The sequence below is a fragment of the Streptomyces sp. NPDC059866 genome, from assembly GCF_042731325.1.
Classification (GTDB): domain Bacteria; phylum Actinomycetota; class Actinomycetes; order Streptomycetales; family Streptomycetaceae; genus Streptomyces; species Streptomyces flavusporus.
Window position 1 is genome coordinate 175,023 of sequence record NZ_JBHWJT010000012.1, and the last position, 23,068, is coordinate 198,090.

The window sequence follows — 23,068 nt, forward strand, 5'->3', positions numbered from 1 at the left end:
CTCACGTCGGCCCGGGTCCCGCGCCGCGCTGTTTGTAGAGGCTGATCGAAACGGTCTTGTCGTCGTCCACGGCGGAGGAGACCTTGCCCGCCAGGGCGGACAGGACGGTCCAGGCGAAGGTGTCCCGCGAAGGGGCGTGACCGTCCGTGGTCGGCGCCGAGACGGTGACCTCGAGCGAGTCGTCGACGAGCCGGAAGACACAGCTGAGCACCGAGCCGGGCACGGCCTGCTGGAGCAGGATCGCGCAGGCCTCGTCGACCGCGATGCGCAGGTCCTCGATCTCGTCGAGGGTGAAGTCCAAACGGGCCGCGAGGCCGGCCGTGGCCGTCCGCAGCACCGACAGGTAGGCACCCGCAGCCGGCAGCCGGACTTCCACGAAGTCCTGGGTCGCGGGCTCGCCTGCGATCTGGGACACCCTCACCTCCAAGGTGGTACAAGCTTTACGGGGCCGAGGGTCGCCCCTCGGGATAACGCGATGTGTGGTTCAGCGGTGACGCTACCGCGCTCCCCAGTGTCCTGTCCCCGGGACCCAGCCCCTTGCTGTCACTCATAGTAAACACATGAATACGCACAGTGGCTAGAGGGTGGGCGGCCCCAATTGGGAAGAGCGCGCGCCGGATTGACGTACCCAGACGTCAGACGGTCGAACCGTCCGGTTCCGGATCGTCGGCGCACCTCATGCGAGGACGTGGTCGACGAAGCACCACCGCCAGCTCTCCCCGGGTTCGAAGGTCCGCATCACCGGGTGACCGGACGTGTTGTGGTGCTCCGTCGCGTGCCGACCCGGCGAGGAGTCGCAGCAGCCGACGTGACCGCAGGTGAGGCACAGTCGCAGCTGTACCGGGTGCGTGCCGTCCGCCAGGCACTCCGGGCAGGTCTCGGTCATGGGACCGGGCTCCGGGTGCGGCAGTGCGTCGGCATGCGTGCACTGTTTCATGATTGCCAGGTTACGACGGCTGTGCGGAAGACCGCGCGGAAAATGAGGGCGGGCGAATTTCATGGACGTGATGCCACTGTTGCTGCTGGTGGCGGGCAGCGCCGCGATCGCGGCGGCCGGACGGCGGACCCCCGTACCGGCGCCGCTGTTGCTGGTGGCGGTCGGGCTGGCGGTCTCGTATGTCCCAGGGGTCCCGGAATACGCCCTGGACCCGCATGTCGTCCTGCCCCTCATCCTGCCGCCCCTGCTGCACACCGCGGCCACCGACAGCTCCTACCTCGACCTGCGGGCGCAGCTGCGGCCCGTCGCGCTGCTGTCGGTGGGCTATGTGCTCTTCGCGACCTGCGCCGTCGGCTGGGCCGCCTATCTGATCGTGCCGGGCCTGCCGCTGACCGCGGCCCTGGTGCTGGGCGCGGTGGTGGCGCCGCCGGACGCCGTCGCGGCCACGGCGATCGCGCGCCGGGTGGGACTGCCCTCCCGGATCACGACGATCCTGCAGGGCGAGTCCCTGGTGAACGACGCCACCGCGATCACCGCCTACCGCGTGGCTCTCGCGGCCGTCATCGGCGAGGGTGCCACCTGGGCCGGTGGAATCGGCGCGTTCCTGATCGCGGCGATCGGCGGCATCGGCGTCGGACTGATGCTGATGGTGCCGATCCACTGGCTGCGCACCCACCTGAAGGAGCCGCTGCTCCAGAACACCCTCTCCCTGCTGATCCCGTTCGTCGCGTACGCCGTCGCCGAGCAGGTGCACGCCTCCGGCGTCCTCGCGGTCGTCGTGGTCGCCCTCTACCTCGGACACCGCGCGTGGGAGGTCGATTTCGCCACCCGGCTCCAGGAGACGGCGGTGTGGAAGATGGTTGCCTTTGTTCTGGAATCAACGGTTTTCGCGCTCATCGGACTGCAGCTGCCGGTGGTCCTCAGAGGGCTCGGGGAGTACGAGGGTCTGGACGCCGCCTGGTATGCGGTCGCCATCTTCCTGGCCGTCGTCGTGACCCGGTTCGTGTGGGTGTATCCGGCGACCTTCCTGCCCGGCATGCTGTCGGCGCGCATCCGGGAACGGGAGGGGAGTCCGAGCGGAAAGAGCGCGTTCATCATCTCCTGGGCCGGTATGCGGGGCGTGGTCTCGCTCGCCATCGCCTTCTCGATCCCGACCGTGCACGGCGGGGAGCCCTTCCCCGGCCGCAACCTGATCCTCTTCCTCACCTTCACGACAGTGATCGGCACGCTCGTCATCCAGGGCCTCACCCTGCCCCCGCTCATCCGGCTCCTCAAGCTGCCCGGCCGCGACCTCCAGGCCGAGACGCTCGCCGAGGCCAATGCCCAGGCGCAGGCCTCCCGGGCCGCCGAGCGCCGCCTGGACGAGCTCCTCTCCGACGAACGCAACGCGCTGCCCGGGCCGCTCGCCGACCGCCTGCGCGCGGTTCTGGAACGCCGCCGCAACGCCGTCTGGGAGCGCCTCGGCCAGCCCAACCCCATCACCGGCGAGACCGCCGACGACACCTACCGCCGTCTCGCCGGTGAAATGATCAGCGCCGAGCGCGAGGTCTTCGTGAAACTCCGCAACGGCCGCTACATCGACGACGAGATGCTCCGCACCCTGCTGCGCAGACTCGACCTCGAGGAAGCGGCTGCCTATCGGGAGGCAACCTAGCCGGGGCCGTTCACGGGAACGGCCGGCCGGTGATCACCGCCGCCAGCGTCGTCCCGCGCGGGAACGCGCCCTCCTGCGTCAGGGCGATGAGTCCGTACAGCATCTTGGCGACATAGAGACGTTCGACGGGCAGTCCGTGGCGGCTTTCGAAGTCGTCGGCGAAGGAGTGGAGTTCGGGGGTGGTGCGGGCGTAGCCGCCGAAGTGGAAGCGGTCGTCCAGCTGCCAGTCGCCGCGCGGGCCGCCGAAGGCCGCTTCCTGGAGGGAACGTATGTCGGAGTCGAGGAAGCCGCCCTTGAGGACCGGGAAGCCCAGTGCACGCTGACCGGGGGTCAGTCCCGCCGCGAGGCCGGCCAGGGTGCCGCCGGTTCCGCAGGCAAGGGCGACGATGTCGGCCCGGCCGTGCAGTTCCCCGCCGAGGGCCCGGCAGCCGCGTACGGCGAGGGGGCTGCTGCCGCCCTCGGGGACGACGTACGCGTCCTCGGCGTCGGCGGCGCGCAGGACGGCGGCGAGGGTCTCCGGGTCGGTCTTGTGGCGATACGTCGACCTGTCGACGAAGTGCAGACGCATGCCGTCGGCCGCGCACCGGGCCAGGGAGGGGTTGAGGGGGCGGTCGGACAGTTCCTGGCCGCGGACCACGCCGATGGTGGTCAGGCCGAGGAGACGGCCCGCGGCGGCGGTGGCGCGCAGATGGTTGGAGTAGGCACCGCCGAAGGTGAGGATCGGGCGGCCCGCCGCCGCAGTGAGGTGGGGCGCGAGTTTGCGCCACTTGTTGCCGATGAGGCCGGGGTGGATCAGGTCGTCGCGCTTGACGAGGAGGCGGACGCCCCGCCGGGTGAGGCGGTCGTCGTTCACTTCCTGCACGGGGGAGGGGAGCCGCGGGTGCAGGACGGCGAGGTCGGGGACGTCGTGGCCGGTCACCCGGCCATTGTCGCCCGGTGTCCTATTTCAGCCGGTCGCGGATGCGCTCCCGCATCGAGGCCATCGTGAATCCGCGCGGATCCACCTTCCCCGGCTGCCACTCGAGGTGGCCGATGACCGACCGCTCGTTCCAGCCGTGCTGCCGGCACACCGCGGCGGCCGCCCGCTCGACGGCCTCCAGCTGCACCGCGGGCCAGGGATCCTCGCCGTCGCCGAGGTTCTCGCACTCGAAACCGTAGAAGTGGCGGTTGCCGTCGGTGTTCGCCTCGTTGTCCGGCGGGAGCGCCCGCTCCGCGATCACCGCGCGCAGGACGTCGTCGTCGCCCAGACCGGCGTGGTTGGCGCGCCCGTAGCCGACCAGATGGACGGTGCCGTCCTTGGTGATGACGCCGTGGCACAGCGGCCCCGGCAGGCCCGCGTAGCCGTCCCGGCAGAGCTGCACGGTCCGCTCGCTGCCCTGGGTCACCGTGTGATGGATCATCACACCGTGGACGGGGCCCCAGGGGCCCTTGTGATTGCGGTTGTGATGTCTCCAGTCACCCACTTCGACGACCCTGACGCCTTCCGCGCGCAGGCACTGCAGAAACCTGTCCGCGGACATCGGTGAGGACATGGGCGCCTCCTTCGGTACGGTGCGACGACCGCCCGTCGCGGCCGCCTCGTACCGCTGCTTGTACCGAAGCGACGACAAGCGGAACCATTCGTTCGCACAGCGTGCGAGCGGATTCGGTCAGCGCCGCGGGCACTGCGCGCCGCTCGACAGGATCCCCATGTGTGCCCGTCCGGCAATGATCCATTCCCGCTCTTTCGGGTAATGGCACGAACACGGTGCGTGATGGAAGTGTTGCTCGCGAGATCGGTGCCCGGCGCACACCGCTGCCAGGGCATGACCGGGAGGGCAATTCCTTATGTCGGTAGGCGAAGAGGTCCGCACCGAGCAGACCAGGCCGCAGCAGAGCCTCGGTACGGCGGCCGCGCGGAACCTGGCCACCACGACCAAGTCCGTACCCCAGATGCAGGAGATCAGCTCACGCTGGCTGCTGCGTATGCTGCCGTGGGTGGACGTGCAGGGCGGCACGTACCGCGTGAACCGGCGGTTGAGTTACGCCGTGGGTGACGGACGCATCACCTTCGTGCAGACCGGCGACCGCGTCGAGGTGATCCCCGCGGAGCTGGGCGAGTTGCCGGCGCTGCGGTCGTACGAGGACGAGGAGGTCCTGACGGATCTGGCCCGGCGCTGTGTGCAGCGCGAGATCGCCGCGGGGGAGGTGATCGCCGGCTTCGGCAACCAGACCGACGAGGTGTACCTGCTGGCGCACGGCAGGGTGGAGAAGATCGGCACGGGTCCGTACGGCGAGGACGAGAGCCTCGGCGTCCTCGCCGACGGGGCGTACCTCGGCGACCAAGTGCTGCTCGACCCGGACGCCATCTGGGAGTACACGGCCCGCGCGATCACGGCCTGCACGGTGCTCGTCCTGTCCCGGCGGGACGTCGAGCAGGTCGCGGAGCGCGCCGACTCGCTGCGCGAGCACCTTCAGCAGCGGCGGACGATCCCACCGCAGCGCACCAACAAGTACGGCGAGAAGGAGATCGACCTGGCCGCCGGCCACTCCGGCGAGCCGGACATCCCGCACACCTTCGTCGACTACGAGGCCCGGCCCCGCGAGTACGAACTGAGCGTCGCCCAGACCGTGCTGCGCATCCACACGCGCGTGGCCGACCTCTACAACCAGCCGATGAACCAGACCGAGCAGCAACTGAGGCTCACTGTGGAGGCGTTGAAAGAACGCCAGGAGCACGAGCTGATCAACAACCGCGAGTTCGGTCTGCTGCACAACTGCGAGTACGACCAGCGGATCCAGCCGCACGACGGTGTGCCCGGCCCCGACGACATGGACGAGCTGCTCAGCCGGCGCCGCAGCACCAAGATGTTCCTCGCCCACCCGCGCGCTATCGCCGCGTTCGGCCGTGAACTGAGCAGGCGGGGGCTGGTGCCGGAGACGATCGACGTCGGCGGCAACCGCATCCCCACCTGGCGCGGTGTCCCCATCTACCCCTGCAACAAGATCCCGGTCACCGAGGCCCGGACGAGCTCCATCATCGCCATGCGCCTCGGCGAGGCCGACCAGGGCGTCATCGGTCTGCGGCAGTCCGGCCTGCCGGACGAGATCGAGCCGAGCCTGTCGGTGCGGTTCATGGGCATCAACGAACAGGCGATCATCAAGTACCTGGTGACGGCCTACTACTCGGCGGCGGTCCTCGTCCCGGACGCGCTCGGCGTACTGGAGAACGTCGAGATCGGCCGCTGGCGGTGACCCAGCTCGCAGACCCGTCGTGTCCCCGCCCGTCAGGGCGGGTACACCTCCGGGTATGCGTCCGACCGGAACGGAAGCGCCACCGTCCGCGGACTCTCCGAGGGGGGATCCCGGTTCCATGCCCGAGTCCATGACCGAGTCCACGACCGCGTCCTTGACGGAGGCCGATCAGCGGCCCGCCGGGGCGCTCGAGAGAGGGAGTTCCATCGCGACCGACACGGACAGCCGGACAGGGCCGTTCGACGGCCACGAGGCCGTGGCGATCCTGGAGCGTGCGCGGGCGTCAGTCGACCCCGAACTGCGCGCGGCGATCGAGTCGCTGCCCGGCTCGATGCGCCGGATCGCGCGCTACCACTTCGGCTGGGAGCACGCCGACGGCACGCCCGCGGCGGGCAACGCGGGCAAGGCGATCCGCCCGGCGCTGGTTCTGACGACGGCCGCCGCGCTCGGCGGACCAGGGGCACGGGCGGCGGCCGTACGGGCAGCCGCGGCGGTGGAACTGGTCCACAACTTCACGCTGCTGCACGACGACGTGATGGACCGGGACACCACACGCAGGCACCGGCCCACCGCATGGACGGTGTTCGGCGACACCGACGCGATCCTCGCCGGGGACGCCCTTCAGGCGCTGGCCCTGCGGCTGCTAGCAGAGGATCCGCACCCGGCGTCCGCGGCCGCCGCCGCCCGGCTCGCGGCCTGCGTCGTGGAGCTGTGCGAGGGCCAGCAGGCCGACACGGCGATGGAGGGCCGCGGCCCCGCGGAGGTCACCCTCGGGGAGGTGCTCGCCATGGCCGAGGCCAAGACGGGGGCGCTGCTGGGCTGTGCCTGCGCCATGGGCGCGCTGTACGCCGGGGCGTCGGCGCCCGATGCCGAGGCCGTGGACGCGTTCGGCCGTGAGGCCGGGCTCGCCTTCCAGCTCATCGACGACGTCATCGGCATATGGGGCGATCCGAGCCGTACCGGCAAGCCGGCCGGTGCGGACCTCGCCGCCCGCAAGAAGTCACTGCCGGTGGTCGCCGCGCTGACCTCCGGCACACCGGCCGCCGTCGAACTCGCCGAGCTGTACGAAGTCCCGTACGACGGCGGGGACCTGGAGCCGACGGTGCTGGCCGTGGAGCGGGCCGGCGGACGCGACTGGGCGCAGGGTCAGGCGTCCGACCGGATGGCGCGGGCGATGCAGGAACTGTCCCGCGCGATCCCGGACCCGGAGGCGGCGGGCGGCCTGCTCGCCCTCGCGGAGTTCGTGACGCGGCGGACCGGCTGAGCGCCCGAACCGAACCCCGGAGCCACCGGGGCGTGCGGCTCCTGACCCCGCACGCCCCGGTCGGCTCCGGCCCCGGCGGGTCCCGCACATCTCCACGGTGCGCGGGGCCCGCCCTCTGTCAGTGCCGGCCGACAAGCTCCAACTGCCCATGTGACGCGAGCCGCTGAGCCGTCAGTCCTCCGGCACCACCACCCGTACGATCCGCTCCACCAGCCCTTCCGGCACCCCCACCCCCGGCAGTACGCCCTCCAGTACTCCCGGCAGGGTCAGGTGCTCGATGATCAGGCCGAGCATCGCGAGATAGAGCACGGCGACGGTCTCGTCACCGCCGGGCAGCCCGGCCTCGCGGTGGAACCGCATGCCGTCCTCCAGGTCCCCGCGTACCGACTTGGTGTACGACTCGCGCAGGCCGGGGCGCCGGGTGGCTTCGAGGCGCAGCTCCAGGAGGGCCAGGTAGCCGGTGCGGTCGCGGGTCACGCGGTTGATCAGGTCGTGCATGAGGGCGACGACCAGGGCGCGGTCCTTCGGCGCCTTCATCAGCTCGTCGAGCACGTCGGGGTCGGGGGCGAGGCGCAGGTGCAGCCGGTCGTCGATCTGGCGCAGCAGGTCGTCCCGGGCGGTGAAGTAGTTGGAGGCGGTGCCCACGGGCACCCCCGCCTCGGCGTCCACCGCCCGGAACGTCAGCCCGCGTGCCCCCTCCCGCGCCAGTACCTCGATCCCGGCGTCGACCAGGGCCGCCCGGCGCTCCGGATTGCCGGCCATACGGAATCCCCTCTCCCACTTGAGCCACGCCTCGGAAACACCCTTGCAACCACTACAGTTGAAGTACTACAACTGCAGTGGTCAAGGGAACGAACGCAGCCTACGAAAAGAGACCAGCTTGCGAAAGCTCGTGTACTACATCGCCTGCTCGATCGACGGCTTCATCGGCGACCCGAGCGGCGACGCCTCCTCCATGCTGTCCTTCCTCGACCCGGAGTTCCTCGAGTACCTCACGACGGAATACCCGGACACCCTGCCGACCCACGGCCGTCGCTCCCTCGGCATCGACGACCTGCCGAACCAGCAGTTCGACACCATCGTCCAGGGCCGCAGCAGCTACGACCTGGCGCTGAAGGAGGGCATCACCAGTCCGTACGCCCATCTGCGCGAGTACGTCGCCTCGCGCACCCTGAAGGAGTCACCCGACCCCAACGTCGAGATCATCACCGAGGACCTGGTCGGCAAGGTCCGCGAACTGAAGGCTGAGGCCGGCGAGTTCGACATCTACCTGTGCGGCGGCTCGCAGCTCGCGGGCGAGCTGATCGACGAGATCGACGAACTGGTCGTCAAGACGTACCCGATCGTGCTGGGCAGCGGCATGCCGATGTTCGGCTCCGGCACCGCTGTCCACGAGTTCGCGCTGGAGTCGACGCGCACGTTCGGCAACGGAGCCCTGGTAAGGACGTACAGCAGGAAGCGCTGAGCCGCCGTCCGCCCTACCCTGAGGACATGGACAGCGAAAAAGCCTGTCCCGTCTGCGGACAGCCAGTCGAAACGGTCGTCCGGCGCCACAAGACGCTGGGCGCATGGGTGCCGACGTGGGTTGCCGGCCCGTGCCGGAACCCCAAGTGCGAGGCATACGCCGGAGGCGACGCCGAGCACGTCACCGAGCGGCGGCCCGGCCCGCCCGAGGCGAAGGAACCCCATCCCCTGAGTCAAGCCAAGAAGCCCTGAACCGGACTGCCGAAAAAATTCCGGAAGCCGTGTCGAGAATCCGTGGTCGGCTCCGACGTCCCGTACGAGAGCCGCCCATGGAGGGTGGCCGAGCCGAAGGAGCGGACTCATGAAGTACCTGGTCATGGTGCAGGGCACACAGGTGGACTACGAGGCGATGCGGGGCAGGGCCTCCGCGCAGTCCCCGGCCTGGAGCGAGGAGGAGCTCCAGGCCATGTACGCCTACATGAACGCGATCAACAACGACCTCTCCGAGTCCGGCGAGCTCGTCGACGGCCAAGGTCTCGCCGAGCCTGCCCGGACCCGGCTGGTCACGCTGGGTGAGGACGGAAAGGCCGTGATCACGGACGGACCGTACAGCGAGACCAAGGAGCTGCTGGCCGGTTACTGGGTCCTGGAGTGCGCGAGCCTGGAGCGGGTCACGGAGATCGCCGAGCGGGTGACCCGGTGCCCCCAACCGGCCGGTGCCCCCAACTATCCGGTGGTGATCCGGCCCATCATGGACGGCGCCGGGGACATCTGAGCCCTCGGACCACGGCCGTCCGAGCCTTCGATGAACCGCACCCACGAGATCGAGGGCCTGCTGCGCCGGCACGCGCCGCAGGTCCTCGGTGCCGTCGTACGGCGGTACGGGCACTTCGACGCCGCCGAGGACGCCGTACAGGAGGCACTCCTCGCGGCTGCCGACCGCTGGCCGTCGGACGGTGTCCCGGACAATCCGCGCGGCTGGCTCATCAGGGTCGCCTCACGTCGGCTGACCGACACGCTGCGCAGCGAGGAGGCGCGGCGCCGGCGCGAAGAGCGGGCGGCGGCGCTCACCCCGCCCGACACCTTCATCGCCCCGCCGCCGGGCGCGGACCGCGCCCCGCGCGAGGACGACACCCTCACCCTGCTCTTCCTGTGCTGCCACCCGGACCTGACCCCGCCCTCGCAGCTCGCGCTCACCCTGCGGGCGGTCGGTGGTCTGACGACGGCGGAGATCGCCCGCGCCTGCCTGGTTCCGGAGGCGACCATGGCGCAGAGGATCAGCCGGGCCAAGCAGAAGGTACGGGGCGTGCGCTTCGGACGGCCGGACAACTGGGCGGAACGCCTGCCCGCCGTCCTGCACACCCTCTACCTCATCTTCAACGAGGGCTACACGGCGACCTCCGGCGCGGCGCTCCAGCGGCACGAACTGGCGGGCGAGGCGATCCGGCTCACCCGCACGGTCCACCGTCTGCTCCCCGACGACGGCGAGGTGGCCGGCCTGCTGGCCCTGATGCTGCTCACCGACGCCCGCCGGGACGCGCGTACCGGCCCGCACGGCGAGCTCGTCCCGCTCGACGAACAGGACCGCGACCGCTGGGACAAGGCGGCGATCGAGGAGGGTGTCGCCCTGGTCACCCGGGCGCTGGCCGGCGGACGCCCGGGCCCGTACCAACTGCGCGCCGCGATCGCGGCGGTGCACGACGAGGCCCCGTCCGCCGAGGCGACCGACTGGCGGGAGATCCTCGGCCTGTACGACATCCTGGTACGGCTGGTGCCCGGCCCCGTCGAGCGCCTCAACCGTGCCGTCGCCGTCGCGATGGCCGACGGACCGCGCGCCGGTCTCGCGGAACTGGACGCGCTGGAGCCCGACTTGAGCGCGAGTCACCGCCTGGACGCCGTGCGCGCCCACCTCCTGGAGCGGACCGGGGAGTACGAGGCCGCCCGCGCCGCCTACGAGTCGGCGGCCGCCAGAACGCTGAGCCTGCCGGAGCAGCGGTACCTGCAGGCGCGGGCCGCGCGACTGAGGCCGTGACGTTGCCCCATGCCCGAGGCCCACGCCCCACCCGATGAGGACGGCGCGTACGCCTACGCCTGCGTCTTCAAGGCAGGCTGGGCAGCCCGCCCGTGTCCGGGTCCCGCCCCGTCAGGCAGTACGTGCCGCCCGCCGGGTCGCGCATCACCGCCCAGTGGGCGCCACGGTGCATCAGCCGTGCGCCGAGCCGCTCGTGCTCGGCGCGGGTCGCCTCGATGTCGGCGCAGGCGAGGTCGAGATGGGCGGAGACCGGCCGTTCGGTGCCCAGCCGCTGCAACAGCATCCGCACCGGCAGTCCGGGCGGCGGCTTGACCACATGGAACTCGGGCAGGGCACCCGGCAGGGACTCCCAATCGCCCAGCAGCCCACCCCAGAAGGCGACCTCCGTGTTGTACGACGAAGGCGGGACGTCGATGCACACCTGATCGAGCCGACTGCCACGCACCACGAGCGGCCGCACCGACTCCCCGTGCCACGGCACGGCACAGAACAACTGCCCCGCAGGCGACCGCAGTACGGCCCACCCCTCGTGCTCGACGACTTCCTCCGCCCCGAGCCGCAGCGCCGACGCGACGAACTCCCGTACGTCGTCGACGGCGAAGTCGAGATGTGCGCCGCCGGTCCCGGACTCGACACCCTGCGTCTTCACGCACGCGTCCGCGGTCCCCCGAACCGGCAGAAGAGTCGCGAACTCCTCCTTCTCACCCCGGGGTTCGGACAACCGGGTGTCGGTGACGGCAGTCCAGAAGTCGTGGGCCCGGTCGAGGAGATCGGCGGGGCGGTCGATGAAGGCGTAGGTCCAGCGGATGGTCATGGCCGCGATCGTAAAGGGCCGTCAGGACTCGGTGGCCAGGCGCACCCCCAGCCCGACGAGGACCGTCCCGCAGACCTGTTCCATACGGCGCCGAACGGACTGTCGCTGAAGCACTCCTCCCACCCGCCCGGCCAGCCAGACCAGCGGTAGATACCAGATCAGGTCGACGAGGGCCCAGATCACCGAGAAGGCGAGCAGTGCCGGAAGTACAGGGGCTTCGTGCGGAACGAACTGCGGCAGGAAGGAGACGGCGAACACGCCGGCTTTGGGATTGGCGAAGTTGGTGACCAGACCCTGCCAGTACGCCCTCCGAAGCGACACCGCGGCTGATTCCGCCGGTCCCTCAGCCGGCCCCGCGGCCCGCCGCGCCTGCCACAAGGCACGCGCTCCCATCCACACCAGCACCGCGGCGCCGACGATCCGGATGACGTCGTAGGCGACCTCAGAGGCCAGCAGCAGGGCCGAGAGACCGAAGGCTGCGGCAAGGCCCCACACCAGCACCCCGCACTCGTTGCCCAGGACCGTGGCCGTGCCGGTCCTGCGGCCGTTCACCACCGCCCGACGCAGGATCACGACCGTGCTCGGCCCCGGCACCATGGCGATCAGGAAGGCCGCACCGACGAACGCAACGACGGAAGTCATCATCGGGGCAGCATCGCCAAGCTTGTTGATGCCCCACAAGGCCTTTCTCGGAAGGGCGCCGAATGGGATGGACACGGCTCGGCACGGTGACCGATGATCTTCGCCATGATCCGGGCCGCCACTGTGAACGACGTCGCGGAGATCCGCGCGATGATCCGCGAACTAGCCGAGTACGAACGGGCTGTTGAGCAGGCCCGTGCGACCGAGGAACAGCTCCGCGAGGCGCTGTTCGGCGAGCATCCCGCCGCCTTCGCACTGATCGCCGAGGATGACGGGACGGGCGAGACCGTGGGTTATGCCCTGTGGTTCCCGCGCTTTTCGACCTGGACCGGCACGCGCGGCGTGCACCTGGAGGACCTCTACGTACGACCGCACGCCCGAGGCGGGGGTCACGGCAAGGCCCTGCTCGCCTCCCTGGCCGCGATCTGCGAGCGACACGGCTACGAGCGCTTCGAATGGTGGGTCCTGGCCTGGAACGAGCCGACGATCGACTTCTACAAGTCGCTCGGCGTGGAGTTTCTGGACGAGTGGACGGTATGCCGGCTGAGCGGTGAACCCCTCAGGGAACTCGCTGACCAGGCCCCAGCTGTCCTCAACCAGACCTCCGCCCTGTAGGACGGAGCGGTATGCGACCTCCGTCGCTGACGCCATCGGGCGTGGCGGGGCCGAGAACGCTGCCTGTCTACGCTCGTCGGCGGCAGGGCGAACAAGACCGCACCCGGACCGTCATGCACGCCGTGTTCGGCGGCCTGCGGGCCGGGTGCGGGGAGGGAGACCAGGCGACCAAGGAAATCGCAGGTCAAGTGGCATGATCGAAGGTCAGGCCTTCTTGGTCTCCCAGAAGATCTTGTCGATCTGGGCGATGTAGTCCAGCGCCTTCTGGCCGGTGGCCGGGTCGGTGGACGCCTTGGCGGCCGAGAGGGCCTTCAGGGTGTCGTTGACCAGCTGGTGCAGCTCGGGGTACTTCTCGAAGTGCGGGGGCTTGAAGTAGTCGCTCCACAGCACGGAGACGTGGTGCTTGGCCAGTTCGGCGCGCTGTTCCTTGATGGTGGTGGCGCGAGCCTGGAAGTGCGGGTCGTCGTTGCCGGCCATCTTCTCCTGGATGGCCTTCACCGACTCCGCCTCGATGCGGGCCTGGGCCGGGTCGTACACACCGCAGGGCAGGTCGCAGTGTGCGCTGACCTTGACCTTGGGGGCAAACAGGCGGGAAAGCATGGAGCATTCCTTCCTCGTGATCGTCTTCTCAGGTGGGACATTACTCCCTGAGGGACGGGATTTCGCGAGTGCCCCCATGGGCTTAGGACAAAAGTCCGGGGTGAGACTGAGACTGGTGGAGCGTCGAACAGGGGAGGTGCCGGGGATGCCGGAACTGTCGGAGGAGAGCGAGTGCAGGGGGACGCTGCTGCCCTTCGGGGCGGCCGAGGTGACCGGTCCCTCCATGGTGCCGACGCTGTTCCACGGGGACCGGCTCGTGGTGCGCTACGGCGCTCGGATCCGGCCTGGCGACGTCGTCGTCCTGCGTCATCCGTTCCAGCAGGACCTGCTGGTGGTCAAGCGGGCCGCGGAGCGCCGCGAGGGCGGCTGGTGGGTGCTCGGGGACAACGCGTACGCCGGTGGCGACAGTACGGATTACGGCACCGTGCCGGAGGAGCTGGTGCTGGGGCGGGTGCGGTTCCGGTACCGGCCGCGGCGGGCCGATCAGCGTTCGCTGCTCGCGGTGCTGCGCTGGGCGCTGTCGGCGGCCCGGCCCGTCTTCTCCGACCGGTCGGCCTCCAGGCGTTTGCGGGCGCGGTAGGCGGCCACGTTGGCACGGGTGGCGCAGCGGTCGGAGCAGTAGCGCCGGGAGCGGTTGGTGGAGGTGTCGAGGTAGGCGTTGCGGCACGGGGTCGCCTCGCACAGGCCCAGGCGGTCCACGCCGTACTCCGTGAGGTGGAAGGCCAGGCCCATCGCCGCGATCGCCGCGTAGCCCGCGGTGGCGTTCGACGGGTGGTCCGCGAGGTGCATGTGCCACAGCGGGCGGCCGTCGTCGTCGCGGAAGTCGTGCCCGGAGATCTGCGGGCTCACCGGGAACTCAAGGAGCAGGGAGTTCAGCAGGTCCACCGCGAGCGTCTCGTCACCGCTGTCGGCCGCCTCGAAGACCGCACGCAGCCGGGCCCGGACCGAGCGGAACCGCGTCACGTCCGCGTCGGTGGCGCGGCGGGCCGCCGACTGGTTGCCGCCGAACAGGTCGCGGACGGCCTCGACCGAGGTCAGTGAGTCCTTGCCCCGGGCCGGTTCCTCGCTGTTGACGAGACGTACGGCGTAATCCGAGTAATAGGCCAGTTCCACTTGTAGTCCTTACGAAGGGGCTCTATGGTCGTGGTGCGGTCGCGTAATAGACGATCGTGCTTCCAGGGTATTACGCGTCGTGTCGCGCGACGAGCGTGACGGAGGGGTGCCAATGACGGACATGGAGACCACTGCCACCGGTACCGACTGGCAGGCCTGGCAGCGCAGCTGGGACCGGCAACAGGAGTGGTACATGCCCGACCGGGAAGAACGCTTCCGGGTCATGCTGGACATGGTCGAGGCCTTCACCGGCGACGAGCCGCGCGTCCTCGACCTCGCCTGCGGCACGGGCAGCATCACCGCCCGCCTGTTCGACCGCTTCCCCAAGGCCACCAGCACCGGCATCGACCTCGACCCCGCGCTGCTCGCCATCGCCCGCGGCACCTTCGACGGCGACGACCGTGTCACCTTCGTCGAGGCGGACCTCAAGGACCCGGACTGGCCCGCCCGGCTGCCGTACGACACGTACGACGCCGTCCTCACCGCCACTGCGCTGCACTGGTTGCACGCCGAACCCCTCGAGGCGCTCTACGGCCGGATCGCCGGGCTCGTCCGGCACGGCGGCGTCTTCATGAACGCCGACCACATGATCGACGACACCACGCCCCGTATCAACGCGGCCGAGCGCACCCTGCGGCACGCCCGCATGGACCAGGCGCAGAAGGCCGGCGCCCTCGACTGGGCCGAATGGTGGCAGCTCGCCGCCAAGGATCCGGTCCTCGCCGCGCCCACCGCCCGCCGCTTCGAGATCTACGGCGACCACGCCGACGGCGACATGCCGTCCGCCGCCTGGCACGCGCGCGTACTGCGCGACAAGGGCTTCGCGGAGGCGCGTCCGGTGTGGTGCTCGCCGTCGGACACGCTGTTGCTGGCGCTCAAGTAAGGCCGGACAGGAGAAGGGGCGGTACGGAAGTCTCCGTACCGCCCCTTCTGCTGCCTACCGTCAGAGCACCTTCGACAGGAACGCCTTCGTGCGCTCGTGCTGCGGGTCGGTCAGGACGTCGCGCGGGTTGCCGGACTCGACGACCACACCGCCGTCCATGAAGACCAGGCTGTCGCCCACCTCGCGGGCGAAGCCCATCTCGTGGGTGACGACGACCATCGTCATACCGGACTCGGCCAGGTCGCGCATGACGTCGAGGACGTCACCGACCAGCTCCGGGTCCAACGCCGAGGTCGGCTCGTCGAACAGCATCAGCTTCGGGTCCATCGCGAGGGCCCGGGCGATCGCCACGCGCTGCTGCTGGCCGCCGGAGAGCTGCGACGGGTAGTTCCCGGCCTTGTCGGCCAGGCCCACCCGGTCCAGGAGCTGTGCCGCCCGCTCCCTGGCCTGGGCCTTGCTGGTGCCCTTGACCTGGATCGGGGCCTCCATGACGTTCTCCAGCGCCGTCATGTGCGGGAACAGGTTGAAGCGCTGGAAGACCATGCCGATGTCCCGGCGCTTCAGTGCGACCTCGCTGTCCCTGAGCTCGTACAGCTTGTCGCCCTTCTGGCGGTAGCCGACCAGCTCCCCGTCGACGTACAGGCGCCCGGCGTTGATCTTCTCCAGGTGGTTGATGCACCTGAGGAACGTCGACTTGCCGGAGCCGGAGGGGCCGATGAGGCAGAACACCTCGCCGGTCTTCACCTCCAGGTCGATGCCCTTGAGGACCTCGACGTGGCCGAAGGACTTGTGGACGCCCTCGGCCTTGACCATCGGGACGACGGAGTGCTCCGCGGAGGTGTCCGTCTTGCTCACGTTCTCGGTCATGCCGTGACTCCCTTCCGGCTCGACAGGGAGAGCACGTTCTTCTTGATCTTCTGCCACGGCGTGGGCGGCAGCTGCCGGCTGGAGCCCCGGGCGTAGTACCTCTCAAGGTAGTACTGGCCGACGCTGAACACCGAGGTCAGCAGGAGGTACCAGGCCGCGGCGAGGAACAGCATCTCGGCCGGGGCACCGGACGTCTGGCCGATGTCCTGGGCCACGCGGAGCAGTTCGGAGTACTGGACGACCGAGACCAGCGAGGTCGTCTTCAGCATGTTGATGACCTCGTTGCCCGTCGGCGGCACGATCACGCGCATCGCCTGCGGGATGACGATCCTGCGCAGCGTCTTGGCGTGGCTCATGCCCAGCGCGTGCGCCGCCTCGGTCTGGCCCTCGTCGACCGCGAGCAGACCGGCGCGGCAGATCTCGGCCATGTACGCGGCCTCGTTGAGACCCAGGCCGAGCAGCGCGGTCAGGAACGGGGTCATGAAGTCCGACCACTCGTCCCGGTAGACCGGACCGAGGTTGATGTACTCGAAGACCAGGCCCAGGTTGAACCAGACGATGAGCTGGACCAGGACCGGGGTGCCGCGGAAGAACCAGATGTAGAACCACGCGATGGCGGAGGTCACGGGGTTCTTCGACAGCCGCATCACGGCGAGCAGGATGCCGCCGACGATGCCGATCGCCATGGACAGGGCGGTCAGCAGCAGCGTCTTGCCCACACCGCTGAGGACGCGGTCGTCGAAGAAGTAGTCCGGGATCGCGTCCCAGTTGATCTTGCCCTGGGAGAACGCGTACACGACCGCACCGAGCAGTGCGATCGCGACGACGGCGGAGACGTACCGCCCGTAGTGCCGGACCGGGATGGCCTTGATGGCCTCCGGTCCGGCCGGGGGCGTGTCGGCCGGACCCGTCGTCTTGTCGATGTCAACAGTCACGGGTGTTGCCTTTCAGTGGTCGCTGGTCGCCGACCGAGCGATCACTTGCCGCCGTTGATGGCGGCCTTGTCGACGGCGCCGTCCTCGACGCCCCACTTCTTTATGATCTTGTCGTACTCGCCGTTCGCGATGATCGCATCCAGGGCCGCCTGCAGGGCGTCCCGCAGCTGGGTGTTGTTCTTGGCGACCGCGATGCCGTACGGGGCGGCCTCGACCTGCTCGCCGACGAGCTGGAAGTCCTTGCCGCCGCCGGAGGTCTGCACCGCGTACGCGGCGACCGGGAAGTCGGAGGAGCCGGCGTCGGCGCCGCCCGCGCGCAGGCGGGTCTGGGCCTGCTGGTCGTTGTCGAAGGCCTCGATGGAGAGCTTCTTGCCCTTCGGGCAGTTCTTCGCCTCGGCCTTGGCGAGGTCCTCGGAGACCGTGCCGCGCTGCACCACGATCTTCTTGCCGCACAGGTCGGACCAGGTCTTGATGCCCTGGTCGTCGCCCTTCTTGGTGTAGATCGAGACACCGGCGGTGAAGTAGTCCACGAAGTCGACGCCCTCACCGACCTTCTTGCCGGTGTCGGAGTCGATGCCCTCCTGGCGGTCCTTGGTGTCGGTCATCGCGGACATGGCAATGTCGTAGCGCTTGGAGCGCAGACCGGTGATGAGGGTGTCGAACGTGCCGTTCTCGAACTGGAACGTCACGCCGAGCTGCTTGCCCATGGCGGCGGCGATGTCGGGGTCGATACCGACCGTCTTGCCGGAGCTGTCCTTGAACTCGACCGGCGCGTACGCGATGTCCGAACCGACCTTGATGACGCCCTTGTCGCGGATCTCCTTGGGCAGCTTGTCGGCCAGCGGGGCGGCCACGGTCGTCGCGTCCGTGCTGTCCGAGCCGCCGCCGTTCTCCGTCTGGTCACCGCAGCCGGTGAGCAGCAGGGCACCTGCGACCGCGATCGCACCGACCGCGGCTAGCCGGGAACGCGCGGCGGTCGTACGACGGGTGGAGCTGGCGGTCATTGTGGGTTCCTCCGGCGGATGGGTGGAGTTGCCGATGGGTCGACGAGAACACACAGCTTCGGGTGTCGCGACCTCGTGTGATTACCGCATCTTGCCATTCGGACTGGACCATTCAGGTGACCCGCGATGTCAAAATCGGATAACGAGTGTCCCTCGAACCGGACCACTCCGGGACATCCCGACCGGATCTTCTACGGGAATCCCCGGTTCCGGCAGGAAGATCTTCGGTGTGTCTCAGGATGCGGCTGTTCGATAGCCGGTGTCCTGTGTCCGTTGAGTGGTTGTCGGCGGTTTGTCGAGGCCTTGTCCCCATATTCGGGCATGAGTCATGTCACTGGCATGTGAGCTTCGCGCTATCGACTCGTCGACGACACCCTCCGTCAGGTAAGAAGGTTCTTTACACCCCTCATCCGGGGCTCAGGGCGCGTGTGCGGCGCGCCCGTCGCGTATGTGCCCGTACGCATCACTCCCCAGGGCCGTACGCGGTGCCCGCCCACCCCTCACCAGGAGTGGTCAACCCTCAAACCATGAAGACTTAAGGGGTAAAACAAAGTGGCAGCGGAGATCGTCAATCCTCGCAGCGACAGCAATACGGAGCAGGAGGGCGGGGCAGAGCCCCTCGATTCCTTCGATCCGGCGTTCGCGCTGCACCGCGGCGGCAAGATGGCCGTGCAGGCCACCGTGCCGGTCCGGGACAAGGACGACCTGTCCCTGGCGTACACGCCCGGCGTCGCGAAGGTGTGCACCGCGATCGCCGAGCAGCCGGACCTCGTCCACGACTACACGTGGAAGTCGTCCGTCGTCGCCGTCGTGACCGACGGCACGGCCGTGCTCGGGCTCGGTGACATCGGGCCCGAGGCCTCCCTCCCGGTGATGGAGGGCAAGGCGATTCTGTTCAAGCAGTTCGGCGGCGTGGACGCCGTGCCGATCGCGTTGGCGTGCACCGACGTGGACGAGATCATCGAGACCGTGGTCCGGCTCGCCCCGTCCTTCGGCGGTGTGAACCTCGAGGACATCTCGGCACCGCGGTGCTTCGAGATCGAGCGCAGGCTCCAGGAGCGGCTGGACATCCCGGTCTTCCACGACGACCAGCACGGTACGGCGGTCGTGACGCTGGCCGCGCTGCGGAACGCGGCGCGGCTGAGCGGGAAGGAGCTCGGGGAGCTCAGGGCCGTCATCTCGGGCGCCGGCGCGGCGGGGGTCGCCATCGCGAAGATGCTGATCGAGGCCGGCATCGGCGATGTCGCGGTCGCGGACCGCAAGGGTGTCGTGTCGGCCGATCGGGACGACCTGACGCCGGTCAAGCGGGAGCTGGCCTCCTTCACGAACAAGGCGGGGCTCTCCGGGTCGCTGGAGGCGGCCCTGGCGGGCGCGGACGTCTTCATCGGGGTCTCCGGCGGTACGGTGCCGGAGGAGGCGGTCGCCTCCATGGCCGAGGGCGCGTTCGTGTTCGCGATGGCCAACCCGAATCCCGAGGTGCACCCCGATGTGGCGCACAAGTACGCGGCGGTCGTGGCGACCGGGCGGTCGGACTTCCCCAACCAGATCAACAACGTGCTGGCGTTCCCGGGGATCTTCGCGGGTGCGCTGCAGGTGCGGGCGTCGCGGATCACCGAGGGGATGAAGATCGCGGCGGCCGAGGCGTTGGCGGGGGTGGTGGGGGACGACCTCGCTGCGGACTACGTCATTCCGTCGCCGTTCGACGAGCGGGTCGCTCCCGCGGTGACCGCGGCGGTTGCGGCGGCGGCGCGGGCGGAGGGTGTGGCTCGGCGCTGAGGGTTTTTATGGCCCCGTCCGGTTGGGCGGGGCCATTTTTCTTTTCTTTTCCCACCCGCCCACCCGTTCGGATCGTTGAGGGGTGGACGTCGCTTGTGGGGGCTGGGCGCCGTCGGCGGGTGCGGGTGCGGGTGCGGGTGCGGGTGCGGGTGCGGGTGTGGCTGGGGCGTCGTGGGCGGTTTCTGGCAAGTGGGTGTGTGTCACAGGGGCGTACGGTTCCGTTGGGGGGAGTGGGAACCTATCGTCGGGCTCATGTTCGCTGTCTACGCCGCCCGAATCGATCGTGACCAGCCGCTCGCAGGCCTGGAGTTGGGGGAGCGCCCGGCCCCCGAGGCCCGGCCCGGCTGGAGTGTCGTCGATGTCAGGGCCGCTTCCCTCAACCACCACGACCTCTGGTCCCTGCGCGGCGTGGGCCTCCCGGAGGACCGGCTGCCGATGATCCTCGGCTGCGACGCCGCCGGTGTCGACGAGGACGGCAACGAGGTCGTCCTGCACTCCGTCATCGGCCAGACCGGCCATGGCGTCGGCCCGAAGGAACCCCGGTCCATCCTGACCGAGCGCTACCAGGGCACGTTCGCCGAGCGGGTCGCCGTACCGACGTGGAACGTTCTGCCCAAGCCCAAGGAGCTGTCCTTCGAGGAGGCCGCCTGTCTGCCCACGGCCTGGCTGACGGCGTATCGGATGCTGTTCACCAACGCCGGGGTACGGCCCGGTGACTCGGTGCTGGTGCAGGGCGCCGGTGGTGGTGTCGCCACGGCCGCGATCGTGCTCGGCAAGGCCGCGGGGCTGCGGGTCTTCGCGACCAGCCGGGACGAGGCCAAGCGCAAGCGTGCCCTGGAGCTGGGGGCCGTGGAGGCGGTGGAGCCGGGGGCGCGGCTGCCGCAGCGGGTGGACGCCGTGATCGAGACGGTGGGGGCGGCCACCTGGTCGCACTCGGTGAAGTCCCTGCGTCCCGGCGGCACGCTGGTCATTTCCGGCGCCACGAGCGGTGACCGGCCCTCCCATGCCGAACTGACCCGGATCTTCTTCCTGGAGCTGAAGGTCGTCGGCTCGACGATGGGCACCAAGGAGGAACTGGAGGACCTGCTGTCCTTCTGTGCCGCCACCGGGGTGCGGCCCGTCATCGACGAGGTGCTGCCGATGGACCGGGCCCGCGAGGGCTTCGAACGGATGGAGTCGGGCGAGCAGTTCGGGAAGATCGTGCTCACCAACAGCTGACGGTGTGCGGGTACTGCAACGGCCGGTCCGGGTCTCGGGCCGGTCGTTTGTGTTGTCAACCGGGGTTGACGAGCGAGTGTGTGTCAATTTAGGTTGACATCATGACCGAAGCTACGGAACTCGCCGAGCGAGCGGGTGACCGCGATCCGCGGGTCGGGCTGCGGGCCGTCGCCGCGCTGCGCAGGCTGCTGGAGCAGTTGGAGGCCGTCCAGGTGCGCAGCGCGCGCAACCAGGGCTGGTCGTGGCAGGAGATCGCCGCGGAACTCGGTGTGAGCAGGCAGGCCGTGCACAAGAAGTACGGGAGGCGATGATGTTCGAACGGTTTACGGAGGACGCCCGTTCGGTGGTCAAGGGGGCCGTCGAGCAGTGCGAGAGGTCGGGGGCGCAGACCGTCGATGCCGAGCACCTGCTGCTCGCGCTGATGGAGCGGGGCGCCGGCAAGGGTGCGTTCGCGCTGGCCGCTCTGGGGCTCGCCGAGCGTGCGGAGTCGGTGGCGGGGGCGCTGGAGGAGGCCCGGCGTCGCGCGGGACTGTCGCAGGCCGAGACCGATGCGCTGGCCGGGCTGGGGATCGATGTCTCGGAGATCGTTTCGCGGGTGGAGGAGGCGCATGGCGTGGGTGCCATGTCCGGGGACCGGAAGGACAGGGGGTGGTGGGGCGGGCACCGTTCCTTCGGCCCGGACGCCAAGGACGTGCTCGTGAAGTCCCTGCGTGTCGCCGTCGCCCGCCGGGACCGGAGCATCGGCGACGAGCACATCCTGCTCGCGCTCACGTCCCGCCCGGGCGTCGCAGCGGAGGTCCTCGCCGACCACGGGGTCACGTACGAGTCGGTGACGCGGGTGCTCTACGGCGGGGGAGAGACCCGGACGGGCTGAACCGGGGCGGTTGCCCTCAGGGTGGACGACGGCTTGCCTGCGGCGGGGCGCGTTGGGGTGGTGGCCCCGCCCTTCGGCTGTGGTTGTGCCTACCGCTTCGGTGTCCTCAGCAGCGCCCCGATGTGTGCCGCCGCCGTCGACAGATGGCGGCGGGCCTCGCGGAGTTGGTCCGCGGTGACGCCGTGGTCGCGGGCCGTGTCGCGGATGTCGTCCCGGAAGCGGTCGAGGAGACGGTCCAGATCGCGGACCGGGTCGCCGGTGGGGGCTGTGTCGTGGGCCCAGGTCGGCTCGTAGCCGGCCGGGAAGTCCTCCGGTGTCGTCGAGTGCTCCGGCCCCGCGGTCGACTTGGCGGCGTTGCCGCGGCCGAAGCCGAGGTCCTTGCCGAACTCCATGCCGAAGTCCTTGCCGAACTCGCCGAACTCCTTGGCCAGTTCCGTCAGGCCCTCGCGCACCCCCGTCGGCCAGTCGCCCCGGGCGAAGTGGTCCTGCACCTGCTCCTGGACCCGCTGGGCGATGCGCTGCACCTCCTCCTGCGCCTGCGCCCGGGCCTGGTCCTGCGCCTCCTTGGCCTGGCGGCGGGCCCGCTGGGCCTCCTCGCGCGCCCTGCGGCTCTCGTCCTTGGCGCGCCGGGCCTGTTCCTTCCACTCCTGCTTGACCCGGCGCATCTCCTCCTTGGCGAGGCGCCAGGCTTCCTTCTCGCCGTAGTCACCGTAGTCGCCGAAGTCCCCGGCGGCGCCGCGGCCCTGGGTGCCCTTGCGGGCCTCGGTCGCCGCCGCCCGCATCTCGCGCCGCAGGTCGCCCGCCGCGCCGCGTACATCGGCCTGGATCTCGGCGGCCAGTTCCGCCACCGACTCGCGGATCTCCAGCTCCAGGTCGGCCAGTTCGCCGCTGCGGTCGGCCAGTTCGGCACGGCCCGCGTCCGTGATGGCGTACACCTTGCGGCCGCCCTCGGTGGTGTGCGTGACCAGGCCCTCGGCCTCCAGCTTGGCCAGGCGCGGGTACACCGTGCCCGCCGACGGTGCGTACAGCCCCTGGAAGCGTTCTTCGAGGAGGCGGATCACTTCGTAGCCGTGGCGTGGGGCCTCGTCGAGCAGCTTCAGCAGGTAGAGGCGGAGGCGGCCATGAGCGAAGACGGGGGGCAT

At 69.9% G+C, this 23,068-nt stretch carries 27 protein-coding genes; 14 read left to right on the forward strand and 13 right to left on the reverse strand.

The window, feature by feature from the left end:
• Position 1: 1 nt before the first annotated feature.
• On the reverse strand, positions 2-415 hold the full coding sequence (locus ACFV7R_RS20235; RefSeq protein ID WP_129802215.1) for an anti-sigma regulatory factor: 414 nt from the start codon (positions 413-415) through the stop codon (positions 2-4).
• Positions 416-676: 261 nt separating this feature from the next.
• Positions 677-937, reverse strand: coding sequence for a UBP-type zinc finger domain-containing protein (locus tag ACFV7R_RS20240; protein ID WP_385265091.1), 261 nt, complete (start codon positions 935-937; stop codon positions 677-679).
• A gap of 61 nt (positions 938-998) precedes the next feature.
• Between ACFV7R_RS20240 and ACFV7R_RS20245 the strand changes: the two genes are divergently transcribed.
• On the forward strand, positions 999-2,591 hold the full coding sequence (locus tag ACFV7R_RS20245; RefSeq protein WP_385265094.1) for a Na+/H+ antiporter: 1,593 nt from the start codon (positions 999-1,001) through the stop codon (positions 2,589-2,591).
• A 10-nt stretch (positions 2,592-2,601) separates the two neighbouring features.
• On the opposite strand, the gene ACFV7R_RS20250 is transcribed toward ACFV7R_RS20245, so the two are convergent.
• Positions 2,602-3,510 carry a 1-aminocyclopropane-1-carboxylate deaminase/D-cysteine desulfhydrase gene (locus ACFV7R_RS20250; protein ID WP_385265097.1) on the reverse strand — a complete coding sequence of 303 codons (909 nt, stop codon included), beginning with the start codon at positions 3,508-3,510 and terminating at the stop codon, positions 2,602-2,604.
• Positions 3,511-3,532: 22 nt separating this feature from the next.
• A complete protein-coding gene (locus ACFV7R_RS20255) occupies positions 3,533-4,123 on the reverse strand; it encodes an N-acetylmuramoyl-L-alanine amidase (RefSeq protein ID WP_385265099.1) in 591 nt (196 codons plus the stop codon).
• Between the two features lie 295 nt (positions 4,124-4,418).
• Here ACFV7R_RS20255 and ACFV7R_RS20260 point away from each other — a divergent pair, with 295 nt between their 5' ends.
• Positions 4,419-5,825 (forward strand): family 2B encapsulin nanocompartment shell protein, encoded by a 1,407-nt coding sequence (locus ACFV7R_RS20260; RefSeq protein ID WP_385265102.1) that lies wholly within the window; start codon positions 4,419-4,421, stop codon positions 5,823-5,825.
• A gap of 130 nt (positions 5,826-5,955) precedes the next feature.
• On the forward strand, positions 5,956-7,089 hold the full coding sequence (locus ACFV7R_RS20265; RefSeq protein WP_385265105.1) for a family 2 encapsulin nanocompartment cargo protein polyprenyl transferase: 1,134 nt from the start codon (positions 5,956-5,958) through the stop codon (positions 7,087-7,089).
• A gap of 171 nt (positions 7,090-7,260) precedes the next feature.
• Here ACFV7R_RS20265 and ACFV7R_RS20270 read toward each other — a convergent pair whose 3' ends face one another.
• Positions 7,261-7,851: a TetR/AcrR family transcriptional regulator gene (locus ACFV7R_RS20270; RefSeq protein ID WP_385265107.1), complete on the reverse strand. Its 591-nt coding sequence runs from the start codon at positions 7,849-7,851 to the stop codon at positions 7,261-7,263.
• 118 nt (positions 7,852-7,969) lie between these two features.
• Between ACFV7R_RS20270 and ACFV7R_RS20275 the strand changes: the two genes are divergently transcribed.
• The 4 genes from ACFV7R_RS20275 to ACFV7R_RS20290 all read left to right on the forward strand — a co-directional run bounded on the left by ACFV7R_RS20275 (position 7,970) and on the right by ACFV7R_RS20290 (position 10,585).
• On the forward strand, positions 7,970-8,554 hold the full coding sequence (locus ACFV7R_RS20275; RefSeq protein WP_385265110.1) for a dihydrofolate reductase family protein: 585 nt from the start codon (positions 7,970-7,972) through the stop codon (positions 8,552-8,554).
• A gap of 26 nt (positions 8,555-8,580) precedes the next feature.
• The gene (locus ACFV7R_RS20280; protein ID WP_385265112.1) at positions 8,581-8,805 is read left to right on the forward strand and encodes a hypothetical protein; all 225 of its coding nucleotides are present in this window, start codon (positions 8,581-8,583) and stop codon (positions 8,803-8,805) included.
• A 109-nt stretch (positions 8,806-8,914) separates the two neighbouring features.
• On the forward strand, positions 8,915-9,328 hold the full coding sequence (locus ACFV7R_RS20285; RefSeq protein ID WP_385265115.1) for a YciI family protein: 414 nt from the start codon (positions 8,915-8,917) through the stop codon (positions 9,326-9,328).
• Between the two features lie 30 nt (positions 9,329-9,358).
• Positions 9,359-10,585 carry an RNA polymerase sigma factor gene (locus ACFV7R_RS20290; RefSeq protein ID WP_385265118.1) on the forward strand — a complete coding sequence of 409 codons (1,227 nt, stop codon included), beginning with the start codon at positions 9,359-9,361 and terminating at the stop codon, positions 10,583-10,585.
• A 67-nt stretch (positions 10,586-10,652) separates the two neighbouring features.
• Here ACFV7R_RS20290 and ACFV7R_RS20295 read toward each other — a convergent pair whose 3' ends face one another.
• Together ACFV7R_RS20295 and ACFV7R_RS20300 are read right to left on the reverse strand one after the other, a co-directional pair.
• Positions 10,653-11,399, reverse strand: a complete 747-nt coding sequence (locus ACFV7R_RS20295; protein ID WP_385265121.1) for a VOC family protein — start codon at positions 11,397-11,399, stop codon at positions 10,653-10,655.
• A 21-nt stretch (positions 11,400-11,420) separates the two neighbouring features.
• Positions 11,421-12,044 carry a LysE family translocator gene (locus ACFV7R_RS20300; RefSeq protein ID WP_385265124.1) on the reverse strand — a complete coding sequence of 208 codons (624 nt, stop codon included), beginning with the start codon at positions 12,042-12,044 and terminating at the stop codon, positions 11,421-11,423.
• A gap of 102 nt (positions 12,045-12,146) precedes the next feature.
• Here ACFV7R_RS20300 and ACFV7R_RS20305 point away from each other — a divergent pair, with 102 nt between their 5' ends.
• Complete coding sequence (locus tag ACFV7R_RS20305; RefSeq protein WP_129802281.1) at positions 12,147-12,656, forward strand: GNAT family N-acetyltransferase; 510 nt, start codon at positions 12,147-12,149, stop codon at positions 12,654-12,656.
• Positions 12,657-12,860: 204 nt separating this feature from the next.
• Here ACFV7R_RS20305 and sodN read toward each other — a convergent pair whose 3' ends face one another.
• Entirely contained in the window at positions 12,861-13,256 is a 396-nt protein-coding gene (gene sodN, locus ACFV7R_RS20310) for a superoxide dismutase, Ni (protein ID WP_141312035.1), read from the reverse strand.
• Between the two features lie 145 nt (positions 13,257-13,401).
• Here sodN and sodX point away from each other — a divergent pair, with 145 nt between their 5' ends.
• Positions 13,402-13,836: a nickel-type superoxide dismutase maturation protease gene (gene sodX, locus ACFV7R_RS20315; protein ID WP_385265127.1), complete on the forward strand. Its 435-nt coding sequence runs from the start codon at positions 13,402-13,404 to the stop codon at positions 13,834-13,836.
• Here the strand turns inward: sodX and ACFV7R_RS20320 are convergent.
• Positions 13,740-14,369 (reverse strand): CGNR zinc finger domain-containing protein, encoded by a 630-nt coding sequence (locus ACFV7R_RS20320; RefSeq protein ID WP_385265130.1) that lies wholly within the window; start codon positions 14,367-14,369, stop codon positions 13,740-13,742. The two genes, sodX and ACFV7R_RS20320, sit on opposite strands and share 97 nt — an antisense overlap.
• A gap of 112 nt (positions 14,370-14,481) precedes the next feature.
• On the opposite strand from ACFV7R_RS20320, the gene ACFV7R_RS20325 reads away from it, so the two are divergent.
• Entirely contained in the window at positions 14,482-15,252 is a 771-nt protein-coding gene (locus ACFV7R_RS20325; protein WP_385265133.1) for a methyltransferase domain-containing protein, read from the forward strand.
• 60 nt (positions 15,253-15,312) lie between these two features.
• Here ACFV7R_RS20325 and ACFV7R_RS20330 read toward each other — a convergent pair whose 3' ends face one another.
• The 3 genes from ACFV7R_RS20330 to ACFV7R_RS20340 are packed head-to-tail and all read right to left on the reverse strand — an operon-like array spanning position 15,313 to position 18,058.
• Positions 15,313-16,065 (reverse strand): amino acid ABC transporter ATP-binding protein, encoded by a 753-nt coding sequence (locus ACFV7R_RS20330; RefSeq protein ID WP_385265322.1) that lies wholly within the window; start codon positions 16,063-16,065, stop codon positions 15,313-15,315.
• 50 nt (positions 16,066-16,115) lie between these two features.
• The gene (locus ACFV7R_RS20335) at positions 16,116-17,054 is read right to left on the reverse strand and encodes an amino acid ABC transporter permease (protein ID WP_385265136.1); all 939 of its coding nucleotides are present in this window, start codon (positions 17,052-17,054) and stop codon (positions 16,116-16,118) included.
• A 41-nt stretch (positions 17,055-17,095) separates the two neighbouring features.
• Positions 17,096-18,058 carry an ABC transporter substrate-binding protein gene (locus tag ACFV7R_RS20340; RefSeq protein ID WP_385265139.1) on the reverse strand — a complete coding sequence of 321 codons (963 nt, stop codon included), beginning with the start codon at positions 18,056-18,058 and terminating at the stop codon, positions 17,096-17,098.
• 552 nt (positions 18,059-18,610) lie between these two features.
• Between ACFV7R_RS20340 and ACFV7R_RS20345 the strand changes: the two genes are divergently transcribed.
• The 4 genes from ACFV7R_RS20345 to ACFV7R_RS20360 all read left to right on the forward strand — a co-directional run bounded on the left by ACFV7R_RS20345 (position 18,611) and on the right by ACFV7R_RS20360 (position 21,926).
• Positions 18,611-19,834 carry an NADP-dependent malic enzyme gene (locus ACFV7R_RS20345; RefSeq protein WP_385265142.1) on the forward strand — a complete coding sequence of 408 codons (1,224 nt, stop codon included), beginning with the start codon at positions 18,611-18,613 and terminating at the stop codon, positions 19,832-19,834.
• 252 nt (positions 19,835-20,086) lie between these two features.
• Positions 20,087-21,052 (forward strand): zinc-binding dehydrogenase, encoded by a 966-nt coding sequence (locus tag ACFV7R_RS20350; RefSeq protein ID WP_129802198.1) that lies wholly within the window; start codon positions 20,087-20,089, stop codon positions 21,050-21,052.
• A gap of 101 nt (positions 21,053-21,153) precedes the next feature.
• Complete coding sequence (locus ACFV7R_RS20355) at positions 21,154-21,363, forward strand: helix-turn-helix domain-containing protein (protein ID WP_129802197.1); 210 nt, start codon at positions 21,154-21,156, stop codon at positions 21,361-21,363.
• Positions 21,363-21,926: a Clp protease N-terminal domain-containing protein gene (locus tag ACFV7R_RS20360; protein WP_385265146.1), complete on the forward strand. Its 564-nt coding sequence runs from the start codon at positions 21,363-21,365 to the stop codon at positions 21,924-21,926. The genes ACFV7R_RS20355 and ACFV7R_RS20360 overlap by 1 nt, the downstream gene beginning before the upstream one ends.
• Positions 21,927-22,015: 89 nt before the next feature.
• Here ACFV7R_RS20360 and ACFV7R_RS20365 read toward each other — a convergent pair whose 3' ends face one another.
• Entirely contained in the window at positions 22,016-23,068 is a 1,053-nt protein-coding gene (locus ACFV7R_RS20365; protein WP_385265149.1) for a helix-turn-helix transcriptional regulator, read from the reverse strand.